A 21,083-nucleotide genomic window follows, 5' to 3' on the forward strand; every position below is an offset into this window, starting at 1 on the left:
ATCGCACGACGCCGCCCGGCCGCGCCCCGAGCACCCCGGGCGGCACGGGTGGCACGGGCGGCACGGGACCCGCGTGCGGAAGCCGGCCGGGCGGCGTCGTGCGATGACGCGGGGTTTGACGGGCGCTCGTAGAATGGCGGCTGGTTCCCAGAACAATTCGGCCGGGGCGAGTGCCCCAGGAGGTCCAGGCGAGTGAGCAGCATCCAGATCAACGTGACCGACCGCGACGGTGTGCGCACCGAGGGTGTGGAGTGGAAGGACTTCGAGTCCCTCATGGAGTGCCTCACCCGCAACAAGTTCCCCATCCTGGCCACGTGCGGCGGCAACGCCTCGTGCTCCACGTGCCACTCGTACCTTGACCAGGAGACGTTCGTGAAGACGGGCGGCACCAACGAGGAGGAGGAAGACCTCCTGGAGATGCTGGACGACACCCGTCACGACAACTCCCGCCTGACCTGCCAGGTGGAGTGGTCCGAGGACCTGGACGGCGCGGAGATCGAGATCGCCCCGGAGTGGTGAGCGCCCACCGCTGAGACGAGCACGGCCACGCGCGGAGGAAGAGAGAGCAGCATGACGGTCCTGCGGGACGATCTGACCACGCGCGCGGCGTACGTCTCGGACGCCTCGATCTACCGCAGGCTCCCCGCCGCGGTGGCCGAGCCGAGCTCGGTCGCGGAGATCCGCGAGCTGCTCGCCACCGCGCGGGAGAACGGCTGGTCCGTGGTCCCCCGCGGCGGCGGCACGTCCGTGGCGGGCAACGCGATCGGCGAGGGCCTGGTGATCGACACCTCCCGCCACTTCCGCCGCATCCTGGAGATCGACCCGCAGGCCTGCACGGCGCGGATCGAGCCCGGGGTCATCTGCGACCAGCTGCGGGAGGCCGCCTCCGAGTTCGGCCTCACCTACGGCCCGGACCCCTCCACCCACTCGCGCTGCACGGTGGGCGGGATGGTGGCCAACAACGCGTGCGGCTCCCACTCGGTTGCGTGGGGCACGAGTGCGGAGAACCTGGTCTCGGTCACGGTCATGCTGGCCGACGGCCGCCTGGTCACCCTGGACGCGGGCGGCACCTCCGAGCCCGTCCTGACCTCGCAGCTGGAGCGGCTGCGCAACGACCACCTGGCCATGCTGCGCACCGAGCTGGGCCAGTTCCCGCGCCAGGTCTCCGGCTACGGGCTGCACTACCTGCTGGGCGAGAACGGCTTCGACACCGCCAAGGCCTTCGCGGGCACCGAGGGCACGTGCGGGATCATCACGGAGCTCACGGTCAAGCTCGTGGCCAAGCCCGCGCACACCGCGCTGGCGGTCCTCGGGTTCCAGGACGCGATCGACGCCGCGAGCGCCGCACCCGCGCTCCGGGTCTCCGGCGTCACCACCATCGAGGGCATGGGCTCGGACCTGCTGGCCGCCCTGCGCACCCGCCCCGGCCAGGAGCAGGCCGGTTCCGAGCTCCCGCGCGGGGGCGGCTGGCTGTACTGCGAGGTCGCCGGGGACACCCCCGAGCAGGCGTACGACGCCGCCCGGAGACTCCCCGCGCTGGTCGAGGAGACAGTGGTGGACTCGGTGGTGGTCGGCGACCCTGCGCAGGCCCGGGCCCTGTGGCACATCCGTGAGGCCGGAGCGGGCATCGTGACCCGCCTGCCGGACGGCGGCGAGGCGTGGCCCGGGTGGGAGGACTCCGCGGTGCCTCCGGCCCGGCTGGGCGAGTACCTGCGGGACCTCTACGCCCTGCTGGAGGAGATGGATCTGCGCGGCATCCCGTTCGGCCACTTCGGCGAAGGCTGCGTGCACATCCGCATCTCCTTCGACTTCAACTCCGAGCACGGGGTGGCGCGGTACCGGGAGTTCATCGAGCGGGCCGCCGAGCTGGTGCACCGCTACGGCGGCTCGGTCTCCGGCGAGCACGGGGACGGACGCGCCCGCTCCGAGCTGCTGAGCACGATCTACACGCCGGAGGCACTGGCGGCGTTCGGGCGCTTCAAGCGGATCTTCGACCCCGAGGGTGTGTTCAACTCCGGCGTGCTGGTGGATCCGGAGCCGCTGGACCGTGGCATCCGCCCCGGACCGGGTGCGCGCACGTTCGAGCTCACCCCGGTGCACGCCTTCTCCCACGACAACGGCTCGTTCGGCCAGGCCGTGAACCGCTGCGTGGGGGTGGGAGCGTGCCGCTCGGACTCCGGGGCCATGTGCCCCTCCTTCCACGCCACCGGGGACGAGGTGCACTCCACGCGAGGCCGCATGCGCTCACTCGCGGAGATGCTGCGCGGCGAGCACCTCACGGACGGCTGGAAGTCCAAGGAGACCTACGAGGCCCTGGACCTGTGCCTGTCCTGCAAGGCGTGCGCCACCGAGTGCCCCGTGAACGTGGACATGGCCACCTACAAGGCCGAGTTCCTGCACCACCACTTCCGGCAGGGCCTCCGCTCGTTCATCGGCCGGGACCGCCGGCCCATGGCGCACCTCACCATGGGGTGGATGCCGTGGCTCATGCGGATCGCGGCCCGCGTGCCCGGCTCCCTGCGCGCGGTCAACGTCCTGGAACGCATCCCGGCCGTAGAGGCACTCACCAAGAAGCTCGGCGGCATCGAACCGCGCCGCGACATGATCCGCTTCAACGACACCCCGTTCACCGCGTGGTTCCGCGCGCGCTCCCAGCACGCGGGCCACGTTGCCGGGAACGACGCCGCCGGTGCGGCTCCGCGCGGAGGCGGCCGTGCGGCGTCGTCGGTCCGCAGTGCCCAAGCGACTGGGATGGCGGGGGCCGATCCCGCCGGGCGCCCGTCCGTGGTGCTGTGGCCGGACACGTTCACCACCTACTCCGCGGACGGACCCGGCAAGGCCGCCGTGGAGGTCCTGGAGGCCATGGGCTACCGCGTGCTGATGCCCATGGGGGACGTGTGCTGCGGGCTCACGTGGCACTCCACGGGTCAGCTGGACATGACCCGGAAGGTGCTGCGGCAGACCCTGGACGTGATGGCACCGCTGCTGGAGGCCGGGTACCCGGTGATCGGGCTGGAGCCGTCCTGCACGGTGATGCTCCAGCACGAGATCACCGAGCTGCTGCCCGATGACCCCCGGGCCCACGTGGTGAAGGGCCTCACCCGGACCCTGGGCGAGTTCGCGGCGGCCCACCTGGAGGCCGGCGGGGACTGGCCGTTCGAGCCGCTGGAGACCCGGCAGGGTCCGAGCAGCGCGGTGTGCCAGGTGCACTGCCACGAGAAGGCCATGGGGGACTACTCCCCAGAGCTCACCGTGCTGGAGAAGCTGGGCGTGGACACCTCCGTGGTGGGCGGCGGGTGCTGCGGGCTGGCCGGGAACTGGGGCTTCGAGCCGGGGCACTACGAGATCTCGCGGACACTCGGCGAGCGCAACCTCTTCCCCGCGATCCGGGCCGCGGAACCCGGGGCGATCGTGCTGGCGGACGGTTTCTCGTGCCGCACGCAGATCGCCCAGGGCACGCAGGCCGACGCGGTGCACCTCGCAGAGGTGATGTGTGCCGCATTGCCGACGAAACGTAGGACACTGTCACCATGACGACCTCATCGCCCGACCCCCGGGGCACCCACAGGCACTCCCGTCCGCTGCTCGCCGCCACTGCCCTGACCGCCCTGCTGGCGCTGTCCGCGTGCGGTTCCTCCGGCGATGAGCCGTCCTCCGGCGACGCGAGCTCCGCGAGCTCGAGCACGTCGGCGAGCCCGTCCGCGTCCCCGAGCCCGACCACGTCCCCGAGCGCGACGAACGGTTCCGCATCGGCCACGCCGGCGCCGCCCACCGCCTCGACCGAGACCACCCAGGCCGAGGACGCCTCCAAGCCCCAGCCCACGGAGACCCGCATGGCGTCGGCTCCGGAGGTGGGCATGCCCACCGCGAGCCCCTTCGACAAGGAGAAGGCGGACCAGCAGGCCGCGGGTGCCGTGTGCAACGCGTCGAACCTCAGCGGCACCGCAGCCCCCTCCAACGGTGCGGCCGGGCACACCATCACGACCCTCACCCTGACCAACAAGGGCTCCGCGCCCTGCACCCTCAACGGCTACCCGGGGGTCTCCTTCGTGGACGCGGGCGGAGCCATCGTGGGCGCCCCCGCCTCCCGCACGGAGGCCCCCACGGCGCCGGTCACCCTGCAGCCGGGAGCGTCCACGAGCACCAGCGTGAGCATCACCAATCCCGGCGTGATCGGGCAGGTGTGCAACCCGCACGACGTCACGGGCCTGCGCATCTACCCGCCGGGCAGCCACGAGTCGCTCGTGGTCTCCTACCCGGGTCAGGCCTGTGGCAACCCCAAGGTCTCCCAGCTCCAGGTCAAGGGCTTTGGATCCTGACTCGGTCCTGAACCTCTTCTCCCCCGCGACCGCGCAGTGGTTCGACGCCGCCTTCCACGGGCCCACGGCGGCCCAGCGCGGCGCGTGGGAGGCCATCTCGGCGGGCCACCACGCTCTCGTGGTGGCCCCCACCGGTTCCGGCAAGACCCTCGCGGCGTTCCTGTGGTCCATCGACCGGCTGCTCGCGGCCAAGTCCCCCGCGGGTTCCCCTGACGGGAGCTCGCGGGGCGGCACCGCCGCCCCGGGCTCCTCCGGGGACGACGACGCCGCGGCCGCCCCTGCCGAGGACCGCACCTCGGTGCTCTACATCTCCCCGCTCAAGGCCCTGGGCGTGGACGTGGAGCGCAACCTGCGGGCCCCGCTGATCGGCATCACCCAGGCGGTCAGGGCTGCCGGGGGTGAGCCCCCGGAGATCTCCGTGGGCGTGCGCTCTGGGGACACCCCCCAGGCAATCCGCCGCTCCCTGCTGGCCCACCCGCCGGACATCCTCATCACCACGCCCGAGTCCCTGTACCTCATGCTCACGTCCAAGGCGCGGGAGACCCTGCGCCACGTGAACACCGTGATCATCGACGAGGTGCACGCGGTGGCCGGGACCAAGCGCGGCGCGCACCTCGCGGTGAGCCTCGAACGCCTGGACGACCTGCTGGAGGAACCCGCCCAGCGGATCGGGCTCTCCGCCACCGTGGAGCCCGTGGACACCGTGGCCGGGTTCCTGGGCGGCTCGCAGCCCGTGGACGTGGTGCGCCCGCCGTCCGAGAAGGACTGGGACCTCACGGTCTCCGTGCCCATCCCGGACATGACCGTGCTGGGCGGGGCGGCGGCGTCGCCGTCATCGGACGGCTCCCCGAGCCTGGACGGGGACCTGGGCGGGTCCGGGCAGGCCACGGCGTCCATCTGGCCGCACGTGGAGGAGCGGATCGTGGACCTCGTGGAGGCCCACCGCTCCACCATCGTGTTCGCGAACTCCCGCGGACTGGCGGAGAAGCTCACCGCGCGGCTCAACGAGATCCACGAGTTCCGTCTGAAGAACGCCGCGGAGCAGTCCCCGGACGGCGAGCGCAAGGGCTCCGGGGATCCCGTGGCCGTGGGGGACGCGCTGAACCACCTCTTCGCGGAGAGCGCGCGGCGCGCGGCCGGGGACGAGGGCGCCGGGCCCGAAAGTCCCGACGGTTTCGCGATCGAGGGGGACGACACGCCGGGCACCCCCGGTGCCGCCTCCGACGGTCCCAGCCGCCCCGGGCGAGCGCCCGGCCACGCAGCGCCGTTCGGCGCCCCCGTGGACGGGACTGGCGCGCCCGACGGCCCGGGCGGCGTCGTCCGCCCCGCGACCGCCGAGCGGGAACCCGCTGCGATCCCCCGGCAGAGCAACCGCCACGAGGGGGCATCTCCGGTGCTGGCGCGCGCCCACCACGGCTCGGTGTCCAAGGACCAGCGCAGCCTGATCGAGGAGGACCTCAAGACCGGGCGGCTGCGGTGCGTGGTGGCCACCTCGTCCCTGGAGCTGGGCATCGACATGGGCCACGTGGACCTGGTGGTCCAGATCGAGTCCCCGCCCTCGGCGGCCTCCGGGCTGCAGCGCGTGGGGCGTGCCGGGCACCAGGTGGGTGAGGTGTCGATCGGGCGGATCTACCCCAAGCACCGCGGGGACGTGCGGGACGCCGCCGTGATCGCGGAGCAGATGCTCGCCGGGAACCTGGAACCGCTCTCGGTGCCCGCCAACCCCCTGGACATCCTCGCCCAGCAGACGGTCTCCGCGGTGGCCGCCGAGGACGTGGACGTGGAGGCCTGGTACGACACCGTGCGCCGCAGCGCCCCGTTCCGCTCCCTGCCCCGCTCCGCGTACGACGCCGTGCTGGACCTGCTCGCCGGGCGGTACCCCTCGGACGAGTTCGCGCAGCTGCGCCCGCGCCTGGTGTGGGACCGCGAGACGGGCACGCTGCAGGCCCGCCCGGGAGCGCTGCGCCTGGCGACCACGAGCGGCGGCACCATTCCGGACCGCGGCCTGTTCCCCGTGTTCCTGGTGGGTGAGCAGGACTCCAAGTCCCCCAAGCGCGTGGGCGAGCTGGACGAGGAAATGGTCTACGAGTCCCGCGTGGGGGACATCATTGCGCTGGGCGCCTCCAGCTGGCGGATTGAGGAGATCACCCACAACCGGGTGGTCGTGGCCCCGGCGCCGGGTGTTCCGGGCAAGCTGCCGTTCTGGCACGGGGACGGGCTGGGGCGGCCCGTGGAGCTGGGGCGCGCCGTCGGGTGCTTCACCCGCGAGCTGGCCGGTGCCGCGAACGCCGAGGCCCGCGAGCGCCTGGCGGTGTCCGGGTTGGACGAGTGGGCCCAGGACAACCTGCTGGCGTACCTCGCGGAGCAGCGCGAGGCCACGGAGCACGTGCCGGACGACCGCACGCTCATGGTGGAGCGCTTCCGGGACGAGCTCGGGGACTGGCGCGTGGTGCTGCACAGCCCGTTCGGCACGCCCGTGCACGGCCCGTGGGCGCTAGCCGTCCGCGCGCGGCTCGACGAGCGCTGGGGTCTGGACGCGAGCGCGCAGGCCGCGGACGACGGCATCGTGCTGCGCGTGCCCGCCACGGACGAGGAGCCCCCCGGGGCGGAGCTGTTCCTCTTCGAGCCGGAGGAGCTCGAGCAGATCGTTACCGAGGAGGTGGGCGGTTCCGCGCTGTTCGCGTCCCGGTTCCGGGAGAACGCGGCGCGCGCCCTGCTGCTGCCGCGCGCCGATCCCGGCAAGCGCACGCCCCTGTGGCAGCAGCGCCAGCGCTCGGCCCAGCTGCTGGACGTGGCCCGGAAGTACCCGCAGTTCCCCATCATCCTGGAGACGGTGCGCGAGTGCCTCCAGGACGTGTACGACGTCCCCGCCCTGCTCCAGCTGCAGCGGGACCTGGCCGGGCGCAAGCTGCGGGTGGTGGAGACCACCACGGACTCCCCCTCACCGTTCGCGCGCACCCTGCTGTTCGGATACGTGGCGCAGTTCCTCTACGAGGGCGACTCCCCGCTGGCCGAGCGCAAGGCCGCCGCGCTGTCCCTGGACCCCGCGCTGCTCAACGAGTTGCTGGGCCGCGCCGAGCTGCGCGAGCTGCTGGACCCCGAGGTCATCGAGACCACCGTCCTGCAGCTGCAGCGCCTCGCCCCGGACCGCCGCCTGCGCGGGGTGGAGGGCGCGGCGGACCTGCTGCGCCTGCTCGGACCCATGACCGCCGACGACGCCGCCCTGCGCCTGCGCGGGGACGGTTCCGTTCCGGCGGGGGCGCCGGCCGCGGAAGATGCGGCGTCGGACGGTCCTGACGGCGAGGAGGACGCGGAGCGGGCCGAGGACCCCGCGTACCGGGCGATCTTCCCGGAGGCCGCGCGCGAGCTGCTGGACGCCCTCGTGGACACCAACCGCGCGATCGTGCTGCGCGTGGGCGGGCGTGAGGTGTACTGCGCGGTGGAGGATGCCGCCCGAATGCGGGACGCGCTCGGTCAGCCCCTGCCCATGGGGGTGCCGCTCGCGTTCTTGGAACCGGTCGCGGATCCCGTGGGGGACCTCGTCTCCCGGTACGCCCGCACGCACGGGCCGTTCAGTGTGGCGGAGGCCGCGCAGGCCCTGAGCCTGGGCCCGGCCGTGGTGGAGTCCGCGCTGCGGTCCCTCGCCAAGCAGCGGCGGGTGAGCGAGGGGGCGTTCCGCCCGAGCGGTGACCCGGCGGCGTCGGACTCGGAGTGGTGCGACATCGAGGTGCTGCGGACCCTGCGGCGTCGTTCGCTGGCGGCCCTGCGCGCGGACGTGGAGCCGGTGGACCCGCAGGCGTACGCCACGTTCCTGCCCGCGTGGCAGCACGCGGTGAAGGGGCACCAGCTGCGGGGGCTGGACGGGGTGCTGACCGTGATCGACCAGCTGGCCGGGGTACCGATCCCGGCGTCCGCGTGGGAGCCGCTCGTTCTCGCGCAGCGCGTGGTGGACTACCGGCCCGCCATGCTGGACGAGCTCATGGCCACGGGCGAGGTCGTCTTCTCCGGCGCCGGGTCCCTGGGTGGTGAGGACGGCTGGGTGGCTTTCCATCTGGCCGAGTCCGCCGAGCTCTCGCTGCCGCCGCTCGCGCAGCTGGACGCCGCCGCGGGCGCCCTGGACTCCGCGCTCGAACGGGAGCTGCTCACGGTCCTGCAGGGCGGTGGCGCGTACTTCGCGTGGCAGCTGGTCCAGCCCCTCGCGGCGGCGGGCGTGAGCGTGGACATGGCCCAGCTGCACACCGCGCTGTGGAACCTGCTGTGGGCGGGGCTGATCACCAATGACACGTACGCCCCGGTGCGTGCGCTGATCTCCGGCGGGCACTCCGCGCACAAGACGCCCAAGCGGCCGGGGCGTTCCCGCTCCGCGGGGCGCCGGGGTGCCGCCAGGCTGCGCGCGGTGGGGCGGGGTCCAGCCGGCTTCGACCCCGCGGGTTCCTCCGACGACGCCGCCCCGTCCGGTACGCGCGTGGTACGCGCCTCCGGGGGCGGCGAGGAGCGCACGACGGCGGGCCGGTGGTCCGTGCTGCGCCCCGAGCCGCTGAACCCCACGGTGCGGGCGCAGGCCCAGGCGGAGCTGCTCCTGGACCGCTACGGCATCCTCACGCGCGGGCCCGTGGCGGTGGAGGACGTGCCGGGCGGTTTCTCCACGGTCTACAAGGTGCTGCGCGCCCTGGAGGACGCGGGCCGGGCGCGGCGCGGCTACTTCATCGAGGGCCTCGGGGCCGCCCAGTTCACGCAACCGGCAACGGTTGATGTGCTGCGCAGCTTCACGGACGACGACGCCGCCCGCAAAACCGATCCCCAGGTCCTCGCGCTGGCGGCCACGGACCCCGCGAACCCGTACGGTGCGGCACTGGACTGGCCGGAAGCGGTGGTGCTGGAGTCCAGCACGAAGCACCGGCCGGGGCGGAAGGCCGGTGCCGTGGTGGTGCTCGTGGATGGCGCGCTGACCCTGTACCTGGAGCGCGGCGGGAAGACGGCGCTGGCGTTCGTCTCTGACCCCGCGCTGCTGCACCTCGCGGCGGAGGCGGTGGCCGGTCTGGTGCAGCGCAAGGCCGTGGACTCGCTGGTGGTGGAGAAGGTCAACGGGGACTCGGTGCTCTCCTCGGAGGAGCTGGTCACCGCGGTGCGGGACGGGCTGCTCGCGGGCGGCTTCTACCAGACACCGAAGGGTGTGCGGATGCGGGCGCCGGTCGGTGGGGGCAGGGGGTGACGGCCCGGGGCTGTTTCCGCGGGGCACCTTGCGGAGGCGCGGCAACCTCGGTGGAGGTTCGCCCTGTTCTGTGCGGGAGTGCGTGATCAGGACACGGCAAGATGCCTGCGGATGAAAGCGTCAGCCCGCCTGAGCACGAGGTCCGCGCTGTCAGGGTCACTCATGAAACCGTGACCGCGCCCGTTCACGATATTGAGTTCGCAGTCCCATCCGCGGCTCGCGCAAATAGTTGCCAGTAGGCGCGCCTCTGGAACCAGAGAGTCCTCGCTTCCGACAGCAAGAAAAATGGGTGGCGGCGATTTCTCCGGTCGGTGGAGCTCCGGGGCCTCCTGCAGCGGCAGCGGCCGTAACCAGAGGGTGAAAGCCCGGTGCAACAGTTCCCAGTCCGGGCCCTGGGGAGCCGGACGGTCGAAGGACTGCAGAGTGAGGTCGAGATTCGGGTTGGTGAGTATCAAAGCCCGAACCGTGGCTCCGATCCGATCCCCTGCGGCGACGCTCACGGCACCCCCGGCCGAATCTCCACAGAGAATGACGCCCGTGGTCCCTGCCTGGCCCCGAATGCAGCTCTCGAGATCGGCGACTGCATCGAAGAACGAGTTCTCGGGCGCGAGGCGGTAGTCCACGGCAACGACTCGACGGCGCAAGACTGTTGCGAGACGACGACAGTAGGCGTCCTGGAGGTCGAGATCACCGAACACCCCGTATCCACCGTGTGAGAAGTAGACGATGGCATCGGTCATCTTCTCGTGCGGGGTGTAGGACCGCGTCGCGACGCCGCCCACGTGCTCATCGCGGATCATGCCGTCAAATGGTGACCGTGGCCGCGCGGCTGCTCGCTGCCGGGCTGACTGCCTCAGCGCTTCGATGTCGATCATCTCGTCACCATAGGCGGGTCCGGACATGCACAGGCGGAGGTAGGCCTACGTGTGGACCATGGACACCGCTTGCTCCTGCGTCACTCGTTTCCCTTGCGCTTGTAGTAGCTGTCCCGGGCCTTCTGACCGGCCTGCCGTTTGAGGTCTTGCACGTCGTCGTCGAACGTCTCGTGCGTCATTTGCTTGGTCCGACGCCATGTCTCATCGAACTCGGCCTGGGTGTCACCCGGCAGCCAGGACTTCGACAGGATCACCTCACCCGCCGTGGCCACGGCGTACGCGGCGCCCAGCGCCACACCGCCTCCCAGACCGCCCAGGAGGAGGGCGCCGAGGCCCAGCCCCACGAGGGCGTGGATCAGCACGGGCAGCAGTGCATAGTCCCAGCCCCCGGGGGCGGAGAGGCGCCGCTTCATCACGAAGGGGCGCTCCGCCAGGGTGGTCAGGACTTCCCCGATGAGGACGGCCCCGATGGCCACGACCACGAGATTCCCCACGGGCACCGCTCGCAGCCACCCGGGAAGAGTCGCCAACCAGAGCAGGAGCACGATCACCGGCACCTTGAGGGCACCGATCATCAGGTGCCCGGACACCGGCGCCCACAGCGGGGGCGGGGTCCAGCCTTCGGCATTTCTCGCGATCTCCTCGGATCTCAACAGGGCTCCTCACAGGTGGAGTGAACCGCCAAACGCTCGGCGACTCCGGAAGATCCACCGTAAGCATTTGGTGGAACACGCCGTACGCTGAACACCCCACCGCGAACCGAGGAGGCCCCCGTGCCCGAAGGCGATTCCGTCTACCGCCAGTGCAAGATGCTGCGCGAGGCGCTGGAGGGCGCCGTGATCGAGAGCTCGGACTTCCGGGTGCCCGCCCTCGCCACCTCGGACGTGTCCGGGCGCACCGTGGTGGCGGTGGTGCCGCGCGGGAAGCACATCCTCATCCGGCTCTCGGCCGCCCCGGACGCGGCGGAGCTGAAGTCCGGCGCCGAGCCCCTCACCCTGCACTCGCACCTCATGATGGACGGCACCTGGCGGGTCTTCGACCGGCAGCAGGACGACGCCGCCGCGCGCCCCGGCGGGCGCCGGAGCCGACCCGGCGCAAGCCCCTACCGACCGCGCGGACAGGCCCGCCGAGGCGGCAGCGTACGGTCAGCCGCCGAGGCGCGCACCCGCATCAGTGCGGACGTGGCCCTCGGGCAGGGCTCGCACACCATCCGCGCGATCCTGCGCACCAAAGAGGTGGAGGCCGTGGGCTTCGACGTCAAGGACGTGCGCCTGGTGCCCACCCGGCTGGAGGAGCCGGAGCTCGTGGGCTACCTGGGCCCGGACATCCTCGGCCCGGACTGGGATCTGGAGAAGGCGCTGGAACGGTTGAGCGCCCAGCCGGACCGCGCCATCGGCACCGCCCTGATGGACCAGCGCAACCTCGCGGGGATCGGCAACGTGTACCGCGTGGAGACCCTGTTCATGACGCGCACCAACCCCTGGGCCCGGGTGGGCTCCCTGCCGGAGGGCAAGCTGCGGGAGATCGTCGTCCTCGCCCACAAGCTGCTGCACCTGAACAAGGACCGCTCCATGCGCTCCACCGTGGGCCAGGCGCCGCAGGGCCGCCCCCTGTTTTGGGCGTACGGCAAGGACGGTCAGCCGTGCCGGCGCTGCGGGACGCAGCTCAAGCGCGGGGAGATCGACGACGCCCTGCTCACGGTGGACCCCGCCCCCTCACGCACCGCGGTGCAGCACCTGCGCACCATCGCGTGGTGCCCCCGCTGCCAGGCCGCGACCTGACACACCGCCGCCCCGCGGACCCGTGCCGAGGCAGGGAGTCCGCGGGGCGGCGTCGTCGTGGAGGGACGGGTCAGCGCGTGATCCAGGTGCGGTTGGTGGTGCGGGACCAGTGCACGGTGTACCCATTGGAGAAACGCTGGCGCACCTCGGAGCCGGAGCGGTACTCGTCCGTGACGGGATAGCCCAGGCCGCGCTCGTAGCCGCGGGCCTTCCAGGCCGTGCCGATCGCGCCCGTCTCCTTCACGGCGTGCGCGCCGCTGCGGGGGGACCAGAGGATCTTCCACTGTGCGCCGTTGGGGGCGCGGAAGCTCTGGTACACGCCCCCGCCGGGAAGTCCGCCGCGCTCGGGCGTCACCGGGGTGCCGATCACAGCCGCACCGCCCAGGGCGTTGTACCGGGCGCGGATGCCGCCCGTGACGGGGTAGTTGGCGGCGGCCGCGCCCGTGGGCGGCTTGGACTGCGGCGCCACCGGGCCACCCGTCACGCTGGTGCGGGTGTCGGCGGGTGCCCGGCCGGCGGGGTAGCCGTACGAGGTCACCGTGCCGACCAGTCGCCAGCCCTGACCGGTGCGGCCCAGGCTGCCGTCCACGTAGGTGAGTCCGATGCCCACCACCTCCATGCGAGGATCCGTGAGCACCTTGTTGTGCGCGGGCGAGCCCTTCCACCAGGTGGTGAGCTCCGTGACGTTGTTCTGCCAGGACAGGGCGTGGATCTCCCCCGCGGCGTCGTAGCCGGCGGCCCGGGAGTCGGTGAGGAAGGTGTTGGTGTGGCTGATGACTTCCTGGTTCACCAGCCGGTTGGACTGGCCCTGGGCGATCCCGGACAGGGACGGGGAGTACTTCACGGGCTTGAGACCGCGGGCGGCCCGGTGGCTGTTGATCTGCCCGAGCATCTTCTGGGCGTCCGCGTTCCGGGTGCCGGAGGACACGGAGACGATGTCCGAGGAAGAGGCGTTGGCCGCGGGTGCGGTGAACAGCCCGCCGGCGAGGACCGCGGCGGCCGCCGCGGTGGATGCCGTGAGCGCCGTGACGGCACGCTGGAAAGAGTACTGCCCGGTGCGGACAGCGAGGTGGCGAGGAGGCATGTGGCGTCGTTTCGTCTTCGGGCGCGCAGGGATCCCGCCGCGGGATGCGGCGGGGCGGTGCACGCTGCGGGGACAGCTCGCGTCGGCAGGCGCCGACTGGTGCCGCTCATGCCCCGTGAGTGGCATGTCCGGCGTGGGCCCGGAAACGGAGGGAAGACCCGCGGGCCACGGTACCCCGGCGGGGCATGCTCGGGTGCGACCCGTCACATGTTACGCAATCGTTACGTGACGGCTCCGGTGGCTGCCGCATGGCTGCTCGGTGTCAGACGCGAGTCGATCCGCACGTCACGTCCAGTGCGGGGATGGACGAACTCGACGGAGCGGGCGATCAGCTGCAGGGGGTTCTCCGGGTCTTCCACGTCGAAGTCCTCGCGCGGCTCGGGGTAGAGCCTGTCTCCGCGCAGCGGCAGCCCGAGCGAGGTCATGTGCACGCGGATCTGGTGGGTGCGCCCGGTCAGCGGGGCGATCTCGTACAGCCCCCACGTGCCGTCCGCGTCCGTGAAGGTCTCCACGCGGCGGACGTCCGTGACCGCGTTGACCTCCCCGGGCTCCTCGAACGCCTGCACCACGCCCTGGATCTTGCGGATCCGTGACTCCACGCGCACGGTCTGCTCCCCCACACGCTCGTTCACCCCCGCCACGGCCCAGTACGTCTTGCGCACCGTGCGCTCCTGGAACATGCGGTGGAACGCGCCGCGGTCCTCGGCGCGCTTGCACAGCAGCAGCACCCCGCCTGTGGAGCGGTCCAGGCGGTGCAGCGCGGAGATCTCGTCGTTGCCGAACTGGCACCGGGCGGCCACCACCACCGAACGGCGCACGTTCTCCCCCTTGGGTGTGCTGCACAGCCCGTGGGGCTTGTCCACGGCCACGATCCACTCGTCCTCGTGGAGCACGTCCAGCGTGACGGGCGGGGCGTCCTCGTCCGGCACCGGGCGGTGGAACCACACGGACACCCCGGGTTCGTAGGGCGTTTCCGGGGTCACGACGACGCCGCCGTCCCCGACCACGCGGCCGGCCGCCACCTGCTCGGCGAACCACGCGGCGTCGTCGGGAAAACGGTCCCGGACGTAGGCCACCGCGGTGGCGGGCAGACCGGGGAGGGAGTCGAGAACGGGGTCCGGGGCGCCCGGGCCGGGCATCCGCACCCGGGTGGGGCCCACACCGCGAACGGTGGGCAGCGGAGGGGTCACGCGGCGCCTCACTGCGTGTCCGCCCCGGCCGATACCATGGCGAGGAACCTAACACACCACCGTGAGGCGGGACCGTGAGCGAGAACAGCACCCCGGAGCGCGTCGTGCTCCTGGACGAGCAGCACCAGCCGGCCGGGACCGCCCTGAAGTCCGAGGTCCACACCGAGGCCACTCCCTTGCACCTGGCGTTCTCGTGCCACGTGCTCAACCCGGACGGTCAGGTGCTCGTGACACGCCGCGCGCTGAGCAAGCGCACGTGGCCCGGTGTGTGGTCCAACAGCTTCTGCGGGCACCCGGGGCCGGACGAGTCCTTCGAGGACGCGATCGCCCGCCGCGCCCGCCAGGAGCTGGGCCTGGAGATCCGCAACCTCACCGTGGTGGTCCCCGAGTTCCAGTACCGCGCCACGGACGCCACCGGCGTGGTGGAGAACGAGTTCTGCCCCGTGTTCGTGGCGGTCACGGACACCGACCCGCGACCCGCGGAGTCGGAGGTGGCCGAGTACGCCTGGACCGCACCGCAGGACCTGATCGCCGCGGTGGAGTCCGCCCCCTACGCGTTCAGCCCGTGGCTCGGGGACCAGGTGCGGGAGGCCGCGCTGCGGGAGGCGCTGGGCTGACGGAGGCTCGCGGCCCGCGGGAGGGCGCCCAGCTGGCCCCCCCCTGCGAACCAGGTGGCGGCTCACCGCTGACAGCCCGCTGCCGCGGCTGGTCCCCTGCCGCTCCCCGGTAGGCTTCTGCCACACCCCGCCACGTCCCGCAGGAGCCCCGCGATGCCCGAGTCCCCCGCCCACCGCGCCGCCACGGCCGCCCGTTCCGTGGACCGGCTGTTCGGCTCCCGCGCGTTCCGCGTGCCGGGCACGTACCTGGGCGCCGTCGCGTTCCCGCACCCGCGCCGCGGCCCGTGGCACTACTGGTGGCAGGCGCACCTGCTGGAGGCGTTCGTGGACGCCGCCGCCCGCGAGCGCGCCTCCGGTCACCACGACGACGCCGCCCGCTCCCGGTCCCGCGCGCACCAGCTGCAGCGGGGCATCGCCGTGCACAGCGGCGGCCGGGTGACCAACAACGTGTTCTTCGACGACATGGCATGGCTGTCCCTCGCCCTGGGCCGGCTGCGCCACGAGGACGTCGCGGCCACGGGCCGCACCACGCGCACGGTGCAGGACGACGGGGTGGCGCTGGCCAAGCGGCTCGAGTCCGGGTGCGATGCGAACCTGGGCGGTGGCGCATGGTGGAACATGACCCGCGACTACAAGAACACCGCCTCCACGGCTCCGGTGGCCCTCACGTTCCTGCGGATGCACCGGGTGGACGAGGCCCGTGCGCTGCTCACGTGGCTCTTCAACACCCTCTTCGACGCCGAGCGCGGCGTGTTCCTGGACGGCATCCGCATGGTCGCCGCCGGCTCCGGCTCGGAGATCACGGCGGTGGACCCGCACGTCTACACCTACAACAGCGGCCCCGTGCTGGGCGCCGCGCTCGAACTGGCCCGCGTGACGGACGACGCCGCCGAGCGCGAGCGCTGGCTCTCCCGCGCCTCCCAGCTCGTGCAGGGGGCGGCGCAGCAGTTCACGGTCCCCGGCCCGCACGGCGCACCCGTGCTCACGGGCCAGGGCGGTGGGGATGCCGGGCTGTTCACGGGGATCCTGGCGCGCTATTTGGGCGAAGCGGCGTCGTCGTCCGAGCTGGATGCCGAGGCACGCGGCACGGCGAAGGCGCTGGTGTGCGACACCGCGGACGCCCTGTGGGATGGGCGGCGCGAGTTCGACCCGGACGAGGACTTCTCGAATCCTGGCGCGAGCCGCGGCGAGACCGTGGCGGTGTTCTCCCCGGAGCCGTCCCAGCACGCGAACCAGGCGCAGCGCACCGGCGCGCCCGTGGAGCTGAGCACCCAGGTGCAGGCGTGGACCGTGCTGGAGGCGGCCGCACGTTCGGCTGACCGCTGAACCGGGCCCGCCACGCGGGAGGACTCTGGCCCGCAGGGGTGTGGCGGGGGTAGAAACGAGGCATGAGCTCAGTACGCACCCCGGACCCAAACCCTGGTTGGCTCAGCGAGGAGGACCTCAACCGAGCCCGCGCCACGCTGCCCATCGTGTACGTCCAGGCCATTCCCGTGCGCCTGGACCCGCTGGGCTGCCTGTCCGAGATCGGGCTGCTGCTCACCGCCAACGACGAAGGCCGGATGGTCCGCACGTTCGTCTCCGGGCGCGTGATGTACCGGGAGACCGTGCGCGCCGCGCTGCTGCGCCATCTGGAGAAGGACCTGGGCCCGCTGGCCATGCCGCAGATGCCCTCCACCACCGTGCCGTTCGCGGTGTCCGAGTTCTTCCCGTCCCCGTCCGAGACCGGGCTGACCGACGACCGCCAGCACGCCGTGGCCCTGAGCTACATCGTCCCCGTGCGCGGCGAGTGCGAACCCCGCCAGGACGCGCTGCAGCTGTCCTGGATGACCCCGGACGAGGCGCTGTCCCTGGACGTCCAGGAGGAGTTCGAGGGCGGGCGCGAGGACCTCATCCGCCAGGCCATCGCCCACGCCGGCTGGGGCCGCTGAGCGTTTCCGCCGTCCTGGAGGGACGGCAATGTCATGCCAGGGCCGTGACCTGCTCCGGGTGCCTGGCGCTCAGCGCCCGGTCGAAAGTGGCGAGTCTCGCCCCCGCGTGGCTGGCCAGCATGACGAGGTACTCATCCGTGACCTGACGGTGGCCGGTGGGCGTTGCGAGCTGCACGCCCAGATAGGACGGCGAATCCGCCAGGAAGTCGATTCTCGGGTGGTCGTGGAGCGCGGCCAGAACCTGCTCCACGGCCTCACCTCGCTCCCCCAGACGCAGAAGCATGCGTACGAGCGCGCCCTCAACCACCGAGCACAGCAGCAACCGCTCCTGGTCCTGGAACCACGTACGCGCCTGGTGGTGGTGTTCGTGCTCCGTCACGACCAGCGCGATGACCACGTTGGCGTCGAGAAGATGTGGTCTCACTCCTCGTCCAGCAGCTCACGGACATCTGCGTCCGTGAGAGTCCGGGCCAGCGAGAGGGAGGGAAGCCCCGTCACGGGATCCACCGAGACCGTCACTGGCTCGTTCCTCTCCGCGAGACCTCTCACCACGAGGTCCGCCAGCACGGCGGACAACGACTGCCCCTGCTGGTCCGCGAGGTCCCGGGCCCTCCGGTGGACGGCCGGAGGAAGGTCTACGGTAGTGCGCATGAATTGCATCATAGATGATGCAGCGCTAATGCGGCAGCGGAGGCCAGGGCGGAACGGCCCAGTTGCCGGGCGTCACCCGGAGGCTCCGCCGGGAACCTCCGGAACAGTTCAACCGCCGGACCCGGCACAATGGTCGGGTGCCCATCTCAGATCCCACACCCCCGTTCAGCTTCGAGCTCCACACCCGGCTGCGTGACAGCCCCTCCCTTCCCGAGGAGCGGGTGGGCGAGAACGGCGGACAGTTCCAGGCCCGCACGGGCACCATCACCACGCCGCACGGGCAGATCCAGACGCCCGCGTTCATCCCCGTGGCCACCCAGGCCGCCATGAAGGCCGTGCTGCCGGAGTCGATGGCGGCGGAGGGTGCCCAGGCCATGCTGGCCAACGCGTACCACCTTTTCCTCGAGCCCGGGGACGACGTCCTGGACGAGGCCGGTGGGCTGGGCACGTTCATGAACTGGCCCGGGCCCACGTTCACGGACTCCGGCGGGTTCCAGGTGATGTCCCTGGGGTCGGGGCTGGGCAAGGTGATCGACATGTCCACCGTGGCCAACCCCCTGGGGGACTCCCAGATGGCGCCCGGCCAGAAGCGCATGGCGCGCGTGGACGACGACGGCGTGTGGTTCCGTTCCTACCTCAACGGGGACTTGCACCGGTTCACCCCGGAGGTCTCCATGCGGGTGCAGCACAACATCGGCGCGGACATCATGTTCGCGTTCGACGAGCTCACCACCCTCCACAACACCCGCGAGTACCAGGAGACCGCTCTGGAGCGCACCCGCAAGTGGGCGCTGCGCTGCGTCGCGGAGCACCGCCGGCTCACGGAGGAGCGGGCCCACAAGCCCTACCAGGCGCTGTTCGGCGTGATCCAGGGCGCCCAGTACGAGGACCTGCGGCGGAAGGCGTGCCGGGACCTGTCGGAGATGGGTTTCGACGGCTTCGGCATCGGCGGCGCGCTGGAGAAGTCGCAGCTGGGCACGATCGTGCGCTGGTGCACCGAGGAGCTGCCGGAGAACACCCCCAAGCACCTGCTGGGCATCTCCGAGCCGGACGACATCTTCACCGCGATCGACAACGGCGTGGACACCTTCGACTGCGTCTCCCCCACCCGCGTGGCCCGCTCCTCCGCGGTGTACACCCCCACCGGCCGGGTCAACCTCACGAACATCCGCTTCAAGAGGGACTTCACGCCCATCTCGGACACGTGCCCCTGCTACACGTGCACGCACTACACCCGCGCGTACCTGCGGCACCTGTTCAAGTCCAAGGAGCGCAACGCCGCCACCCTGGCGTCCATCCACAACGAGCGCTTCGTCCTGGACCTCGTGGCCGGCGCCCGCGCCGCGATCGAGGCGGACACCTACTTCGAGTACCGGGACGAGTTCCTGGGCACCTACTACGGCACCGTCCAGCCCACCGCCTGACGACGACGCCGCGGGGCCGGCTCCGGTGATCCACTCGCGGTGGCGCATCCGCCTGTACGGCGCTGAGGCGGGTGCGCCCGGACCTGGCACGACCTTCCCTCGCGTTAGACTGCCGTGAACTTCTTCAACCCGCCGGGAGTCCTCTGCACGCGGATCCACGGCCCCGGTGGGTCCACCCGGTCCTCTGCCGCAACAGGCGGGGGTTCAGGGATCCGCAGGTTCGAGGGCCCCACGTGTTGAGCGAGACCAGGCGCATCCCGGCCACGGGACCGCTCTGCCGCCCCGCGCGCACGGTGACCCGGGCCGCGCGAGCCAGCGGCAGCGGCGTCGTCGTTCTCGCGGAGACCGAGCAACGGGGCGCCCGAGCATGAGCGCGCAGCCCGACTTCACCGTCCCCGGCGTGCTGCACCGCGTGAGCGCGTGCGCCGGGATGATCCTGGCACCGAACCCCGGGCCCATGACCCTGGACGGCACCAACACCTGGATCCTCTCCGCGCCCGGCACCGGACCCGAGCACCCGGACTACGGCCAGCACCCGTCCGCTCAGGGACGGGGTGAGTGGCCGGGACCAGACGTCGTCGTCGTGGACCCGGGGCCCCTGGACGAGGACCATCTGCAGGCCGTGGCCGCCACCGGCAGGGTGGTGCTGATCCTGGTGACGCACCGCCACGGGGACCACACGGACGGCATCGACCGCCTGCACGAGATCACCGGCGCCCCCGTGCGCGCCGCCCTGCCCGAGTTCTGCCGGGACAGCGGCGAGCCCCTGCGGGACGGGGACTGCGTGCTGGCCGCGGGCGTGAGCATCCGCGTGCTGGCCACCCCGGGCCACACCTCGGACTCCGTCTCGCTCCTGCTGCACCACGACGAGCCGGAGACCATCCTCACCGGCGACACCGTCCTGGGCCGCGGCACCACCATGATCGACCACCCGGACGGCACCCTGGACGACTACCTGCACACCCTCGAACGGCTCGGCAAGCGCTCGGGTGCCATGGGCCTGCCCGCCCACGGCGCACCGCTGCCGGACCTGCAGGACGTGTGCGACGAGCTCGCGGAGCACCGCCTGGAGCGGCTGGAGCAGGTGCGCGGCGTCGTCGCCGAGCTGGGGGACTCCGCGAGCGTGGAGACCGTCACGGACGCCGTCTACGCGGACGTCCCCGCCGGGGTGCGCCGCGCGGCCGAGCACTCGATCGCCGCCCAGCTCGCCTACCTGAACCGCTGAGCGCAGCGCACGACGACGCCGCACGCGCCGTTCCCTGGGGCGCTCAGCCCTGCAGCGGGACGGGCTCCGAGTAGCTGGGCTCGCGGCGCTTGACCCACGCGATCGCGGCGTAGGTGACCGGCATGATCACCACCTCCACGAGGCACTTGTAGACGTAGCCCACGAGCACGTAGTTGAGGAACCCGGACCACGAGTTGATGCCGATGATGGGCGCGGCGATCGTGCAGAAGATGACCGTGTCCACCAGCTCGCCCACCATGGTGGAGGAGATCAGCCGCGCCCACAGGTGCTTCTCCTGGGTGCGCTGCTTGACCTTGACCATCACGTACGCGTTGAGCAGCTGGCCCACCAGGTAGCCCAGCAGGGACGCCACCACGATGAGCGGCACGGGCCCCAGCACCGCCTCGAACGCTGCCTGGTTCTCGTAGAACGGGGCCGGGGGCAGGATGATCACGATCCAGAACACCACCGAGGCGAACGCCCCGAAGAAGAACGAGGTGAGGATCGCCTTGCGGGCCGCGCGGAAGCCGTAGACCTCGGAGACCACGTCCCCCAGCACGTAGGCCAGGGGGAACAGGAAGAACCCGCCGTCCGTGATGACCGGACCGAACTGCACACCCTTGGTGGCGCCGATGTTGGAGAGCACCAGGATCACGCAGTACGCCGCGAGGATCACGTCGAAGTACGTGCGGGGGCGGCGGGCGAAGACCGGCTGCGCGGTGGCTGCCGGGGACGCGGCGCGCGCGGCGGCGTCGGCGGGTGCGGGGTGTGTGG

Annotated in this window: 17 protein-coding genes; 10 read left to right on the top strand and 7 right to left on the bottom strand. The window is 72.0% G+C overall.

Going from position 1 to position 21,083, the window contains the following annotated elements; genetic code table 11:
* Nucleotides 1-192 precede the first annotated feature (192 nt).
* From QL985_RS08905 to QL985_RS08920, 4 genes are read left to right on the top strand one after another with little or no spacing between them, the layout of a single operon-like run.
* On the top strand, nt 193-519 hold the full coding sequence (locus QL985_RS08905; RefSeq protein ID WP_019309925.1) for a 2Fe-2S iron-sulfur cluster-binding protein: 327 nt from the start codon (nt 193-195) through the stop codon (nt 517-519).
* Between the two features lie 51 nt (nt 520-570).
* Nucleotides 571-3,534, top strand: coding sequence for an FAD-binding and (Fe-S)-binding domain-containing protein (locus QL985_RS08910; RefSeq protein ID WP_259906082.1), 2,964 nt, complete (start codon nt 571-573; stop codon nt 3,532-3,534).
* The gene (locus QL985_RS08915; RefSeq protein WP_039101655.1) at nt 3,531-4,319 is read left to right on the top strand and encodes a DUF4232 domain-containing protein; all 789 of its coding nucleotides are present in this window, start codon (nt 3,531-3,533) and stop codon (nt 4,317-4,319) included. Before QL985_RS08910 ends, QL985_RS08915 begins: the two co-directional genes overlap by 4 nt.
* Nucleotides 4,309-9,531, top strand: coding sequence for a DEAD/DEAH box helicase (locus QL985_RS08920; RefSeq protein ID WP_259921373.1), 5,223 nt, complete (start codon nt 4,309-4,311; stop codon nt 9,529-9,531). Before QL985_RS08915 ends, QL985_RS08920 begins: the two co-directional genes overlap by 11 nt.
* 86 nt (nt 9,532-9,617) lie before the next feature.
* On the opposite strand, the gene QL985_RS08925 is transcribed toward QL985_RS08920, so the two are convergent.
* Entirely contained in the window at nt 9,618-10,406 is a 789-nt protein-coding gene (locus QL985_RS08925; protein ID WP_059281440.1) for an alpha/beta hydrolase fold domain-containing protein, read from the bottom strand.
* Nucleotides 10,407-10,486: 80 nt separating this feature from the next.
* A complete protein-coding gene (locus QL985_RS08930) occupies nt 10,487-11,059 on the bottom strand; it encodes a hypothetical protein (protein WP_144802002.1) in 573 nt (190 codons plus the stop codon).
* A gap of 120 nt (nt 11,060-11,179) precedes the next feature.
* Here QL985_RS08930 and QL985_RS08935 point away from each other — a divergent pair, with 120 nt between their 5' ends.
* Complete coding sequence (locus QL985_RS08935; RefSeq protein ID WP_059281439.1) at nt 11,180-12,187, top strand: DNA-formamidopyrimidine glycosylase family protein; 1,008 nt, start codon at nt 11,180-11,182, stop codon at nt 12,185-12,187.
* A 70-nt stretch (nt 12,188-12,257) separates the two neighbouring features.
* Here QL985_RS08935 and QL985_RS08940 read toward each other — a convergent pair whose 3' ends face one another.
* Together QL985_RS08940 and QL985_RS08945 are read right to left on the bottom strand one after the other, a co-directional pair.
* The gene (locus QL985_RS08940) at nt 12,258-13,271 is read right to left on the bottom strand and encodes a CAP domain-containing protein (RefSeq protein WP_059281438.1); all 1,014 of its coding nucleotides are present in this window, start codon (nt 13,269-13,271) and stop codon (nt 12,258-12,260) included.
* A gap of 221 nt (nt 13,272-13,492) precedes the next feature.
* Nucleotides 13,493-14,461 carry a pseudouridine synthase gene (locus tag QL985_RS08945; RefSeq protein WP_059281437.1) on the bottom strand — a complete coding sequence of 323 codons (969 nt, stop codon included), beginning with the start codon at nt 14,459-14,461 and terminating at the stop codon, nt 13,493-13,495.
* Between the two features lie 74 nt (nt 14,462-14,535).
* Between QL985_RS08945 and idi the strand changes: the two genes are divergently transcribed.
* The 3 genes from idi to QL985_RS08960 all read left to right on the top strand — a co-directional run bounded on the left by idi (nt 14,536) and on the right by QL985_RS08960 (nt 17,009).
* Nucleotides 14,536-15,078 carry an isopentenyl-diphosphate Delta-isomerase gene (gene idi, locus QL985_RS08950; RefSeq protein WP_059281436.1) on the top strand — a complete coding sequence of 181 codons (543 nt, stop codon included), beginning with the start codon at nt 14,536-14,538 and terminating at the stop codon, nt 15,076-15,078.
* A gap of 153 nt (nt 15,079-15,231) precedes the next feature.
* The gene (locus QL985_RS08955) at nt 15,232-16,404 is read left to right on the top strand and encodes a glycoside hydrolase family 76 protein (RefSeq protein WP_039101647.1); all 1,173 of its coding nucleotides are present in this window, start codon (nt 15,232-15,234) and stop codon (nt 16,402-16,404) included.
* Nucleotides 16,405-16,466: 62 nt separating this feature from the next.
* Nucleotides 16,467-17,009, top strand: coding sequence for an NUDIX hydrolase family protein (locus QL985_RS08960; RefSeq protein WP_019309913.1), 543 nt, complete (start codon nt 16,467-16,469; stop codon nt 17,007-17,009).
* Nucleotides 17,010-17,040: 31 nt separating this feature from the next.
* On the opposite strand, the gene QL985_RS08965 is transcribed toward QL985_RS08960, so the two are convergent.
* Nucleotides 17,041-17,433, bottom strand: coding sequence for a PIN domain-containing protein (locus tag QL985_RS08965; protein WP_259905596.1), 393 nt, complete (start codon nt 17,431-17,433; stop codon nt 17,041-17,043).
* Nucleotides 17,430-17,660 carry a hypothetical protein gene (locus QL985_RS08970; RefSeq protein WP_019309911.1) on the bottom strand — a complete coding sequence of 77 codons (231 nt, stop codon included), beginning with the start codon at nt 17,658-17,660 and terminating at the stop codon, nt 17,430-17,432. The genes QL985_RS08965 and QL985_RS08970 overlap by 4 nt, the downstream gene beginning before the upstream one ends.
* 137 nt (nt 17,661-17,797) lie before the next feature.
* Between QL985_RS08970 and tgt the strand changes: the two genes are divergently transcribed.
* Together tgt and QL985_RS08980 are read left to right on the top strand one after the other, a co-directional pair.
* Nucleotides 17,798-19,084 (top strand): tRNA guanosine(34) transglycosylase Tgt, encoded by a 1,287-nt coding sequence (tgt, locus tag QL985_RS08975; protein WP_070637002.1) that lies wholly within the window; start codon nt 17,798-17,800, stop codon nt 19,082-19,084.
* 367 nt (nt 19,085-19,451) lie between these two features.
* Nucleotides 19,452-20,309, top strand: coding sequence for an MBL fold metallo-hydrolase (locus tag QL985_RS08980; RefSeq protein ID WP_070637003.1), 858 nt, complete (start codon nt 19,452-19,454; stop codon nt 20,307-20,309).
* A 43-nt stretch (nt 20,310-20,352) separates the two neighbouring features.
* On the opposite strand, the gene QL985_RS08985 is transcribed toward QL985_RS08980, so the two are convergent.
* Nucleotides 20,353-21,083, bottom strand: a 731-nt coding sequence (locus QL985_RS08985; protein WP_290147744.1) for a queuosine precursor transporter, incomplete at its 5' end; no start/stop codon positions are given.

The organism is Kocuria sp. APC 4018 (assembly GCF_030407675.1).
In the GTDB taxonomy this organism is placed as follows: Bacteria; Actinomycetota; Actinomycetes; order Actinomycetales; family Micrococcaceae; genus Kocuria; species Kocuria rhizophila.

Bases quoted from the DNA above. Each gene is read 5' to 3' on its own strand.
- QL985_RS08910 (WP_259906082.1), top strand. From the start codon at position 571: ATGACGGTCCTGCGGGACGATCTGACCACGCGCGCGGCGTACGTCTCG.
- QL985_RS08915 (WP_039101655.1), top strand. From the start codon at position 3,531: ATGACGACCTCATCGCCCGACCCCCGGGGCACCCACAGGCACTCCCGT.
- QL985_RS08925 (WP_059281440.1), bottom strand. From the start codon at position 10,406: ATGATCGACATCGAAGCGCTGAGGCAGTCAGCCCGGCAGCGAGCAGCC.
- QL985_RS08940 (WP_059281438.1), bottom strand. From the start codon at position 13,271: ATGCCTCCTCGCCACCTCGCTGTCCGCACCGGGCAGTACTCTTTCCAG.
- QL985_RS08955 (WP_039101647.1), top strand. From the start codon at position 15,232: ATGCCCGAGTCCCCCGCCCACCGCGCCGCCACGGCCGCCCGTTCCGTG.
- QL985_RS08960 (WP_019309913.1), top strand. From the start codon at position 16,467: ATGAGCTCAGTACGCACCCCGGACCCAAACCCTGGTTGGCTCAGCGAG.
- QL985_RS08970 (WP_019309911.1), bottom strand. From the start codon at position 17,660: ATGCGCACTACCGTAGACCTTCCTCCGGCCGTCCACCGGAGGGCCCGG.
- QL985_RS08980 (WP_070637003.1), top strand. From the start codon at position 19,452: ATGAGCGCGCAGCCCGACTTCACCGTCCCCGGCGTGCTGCACCGCGTG.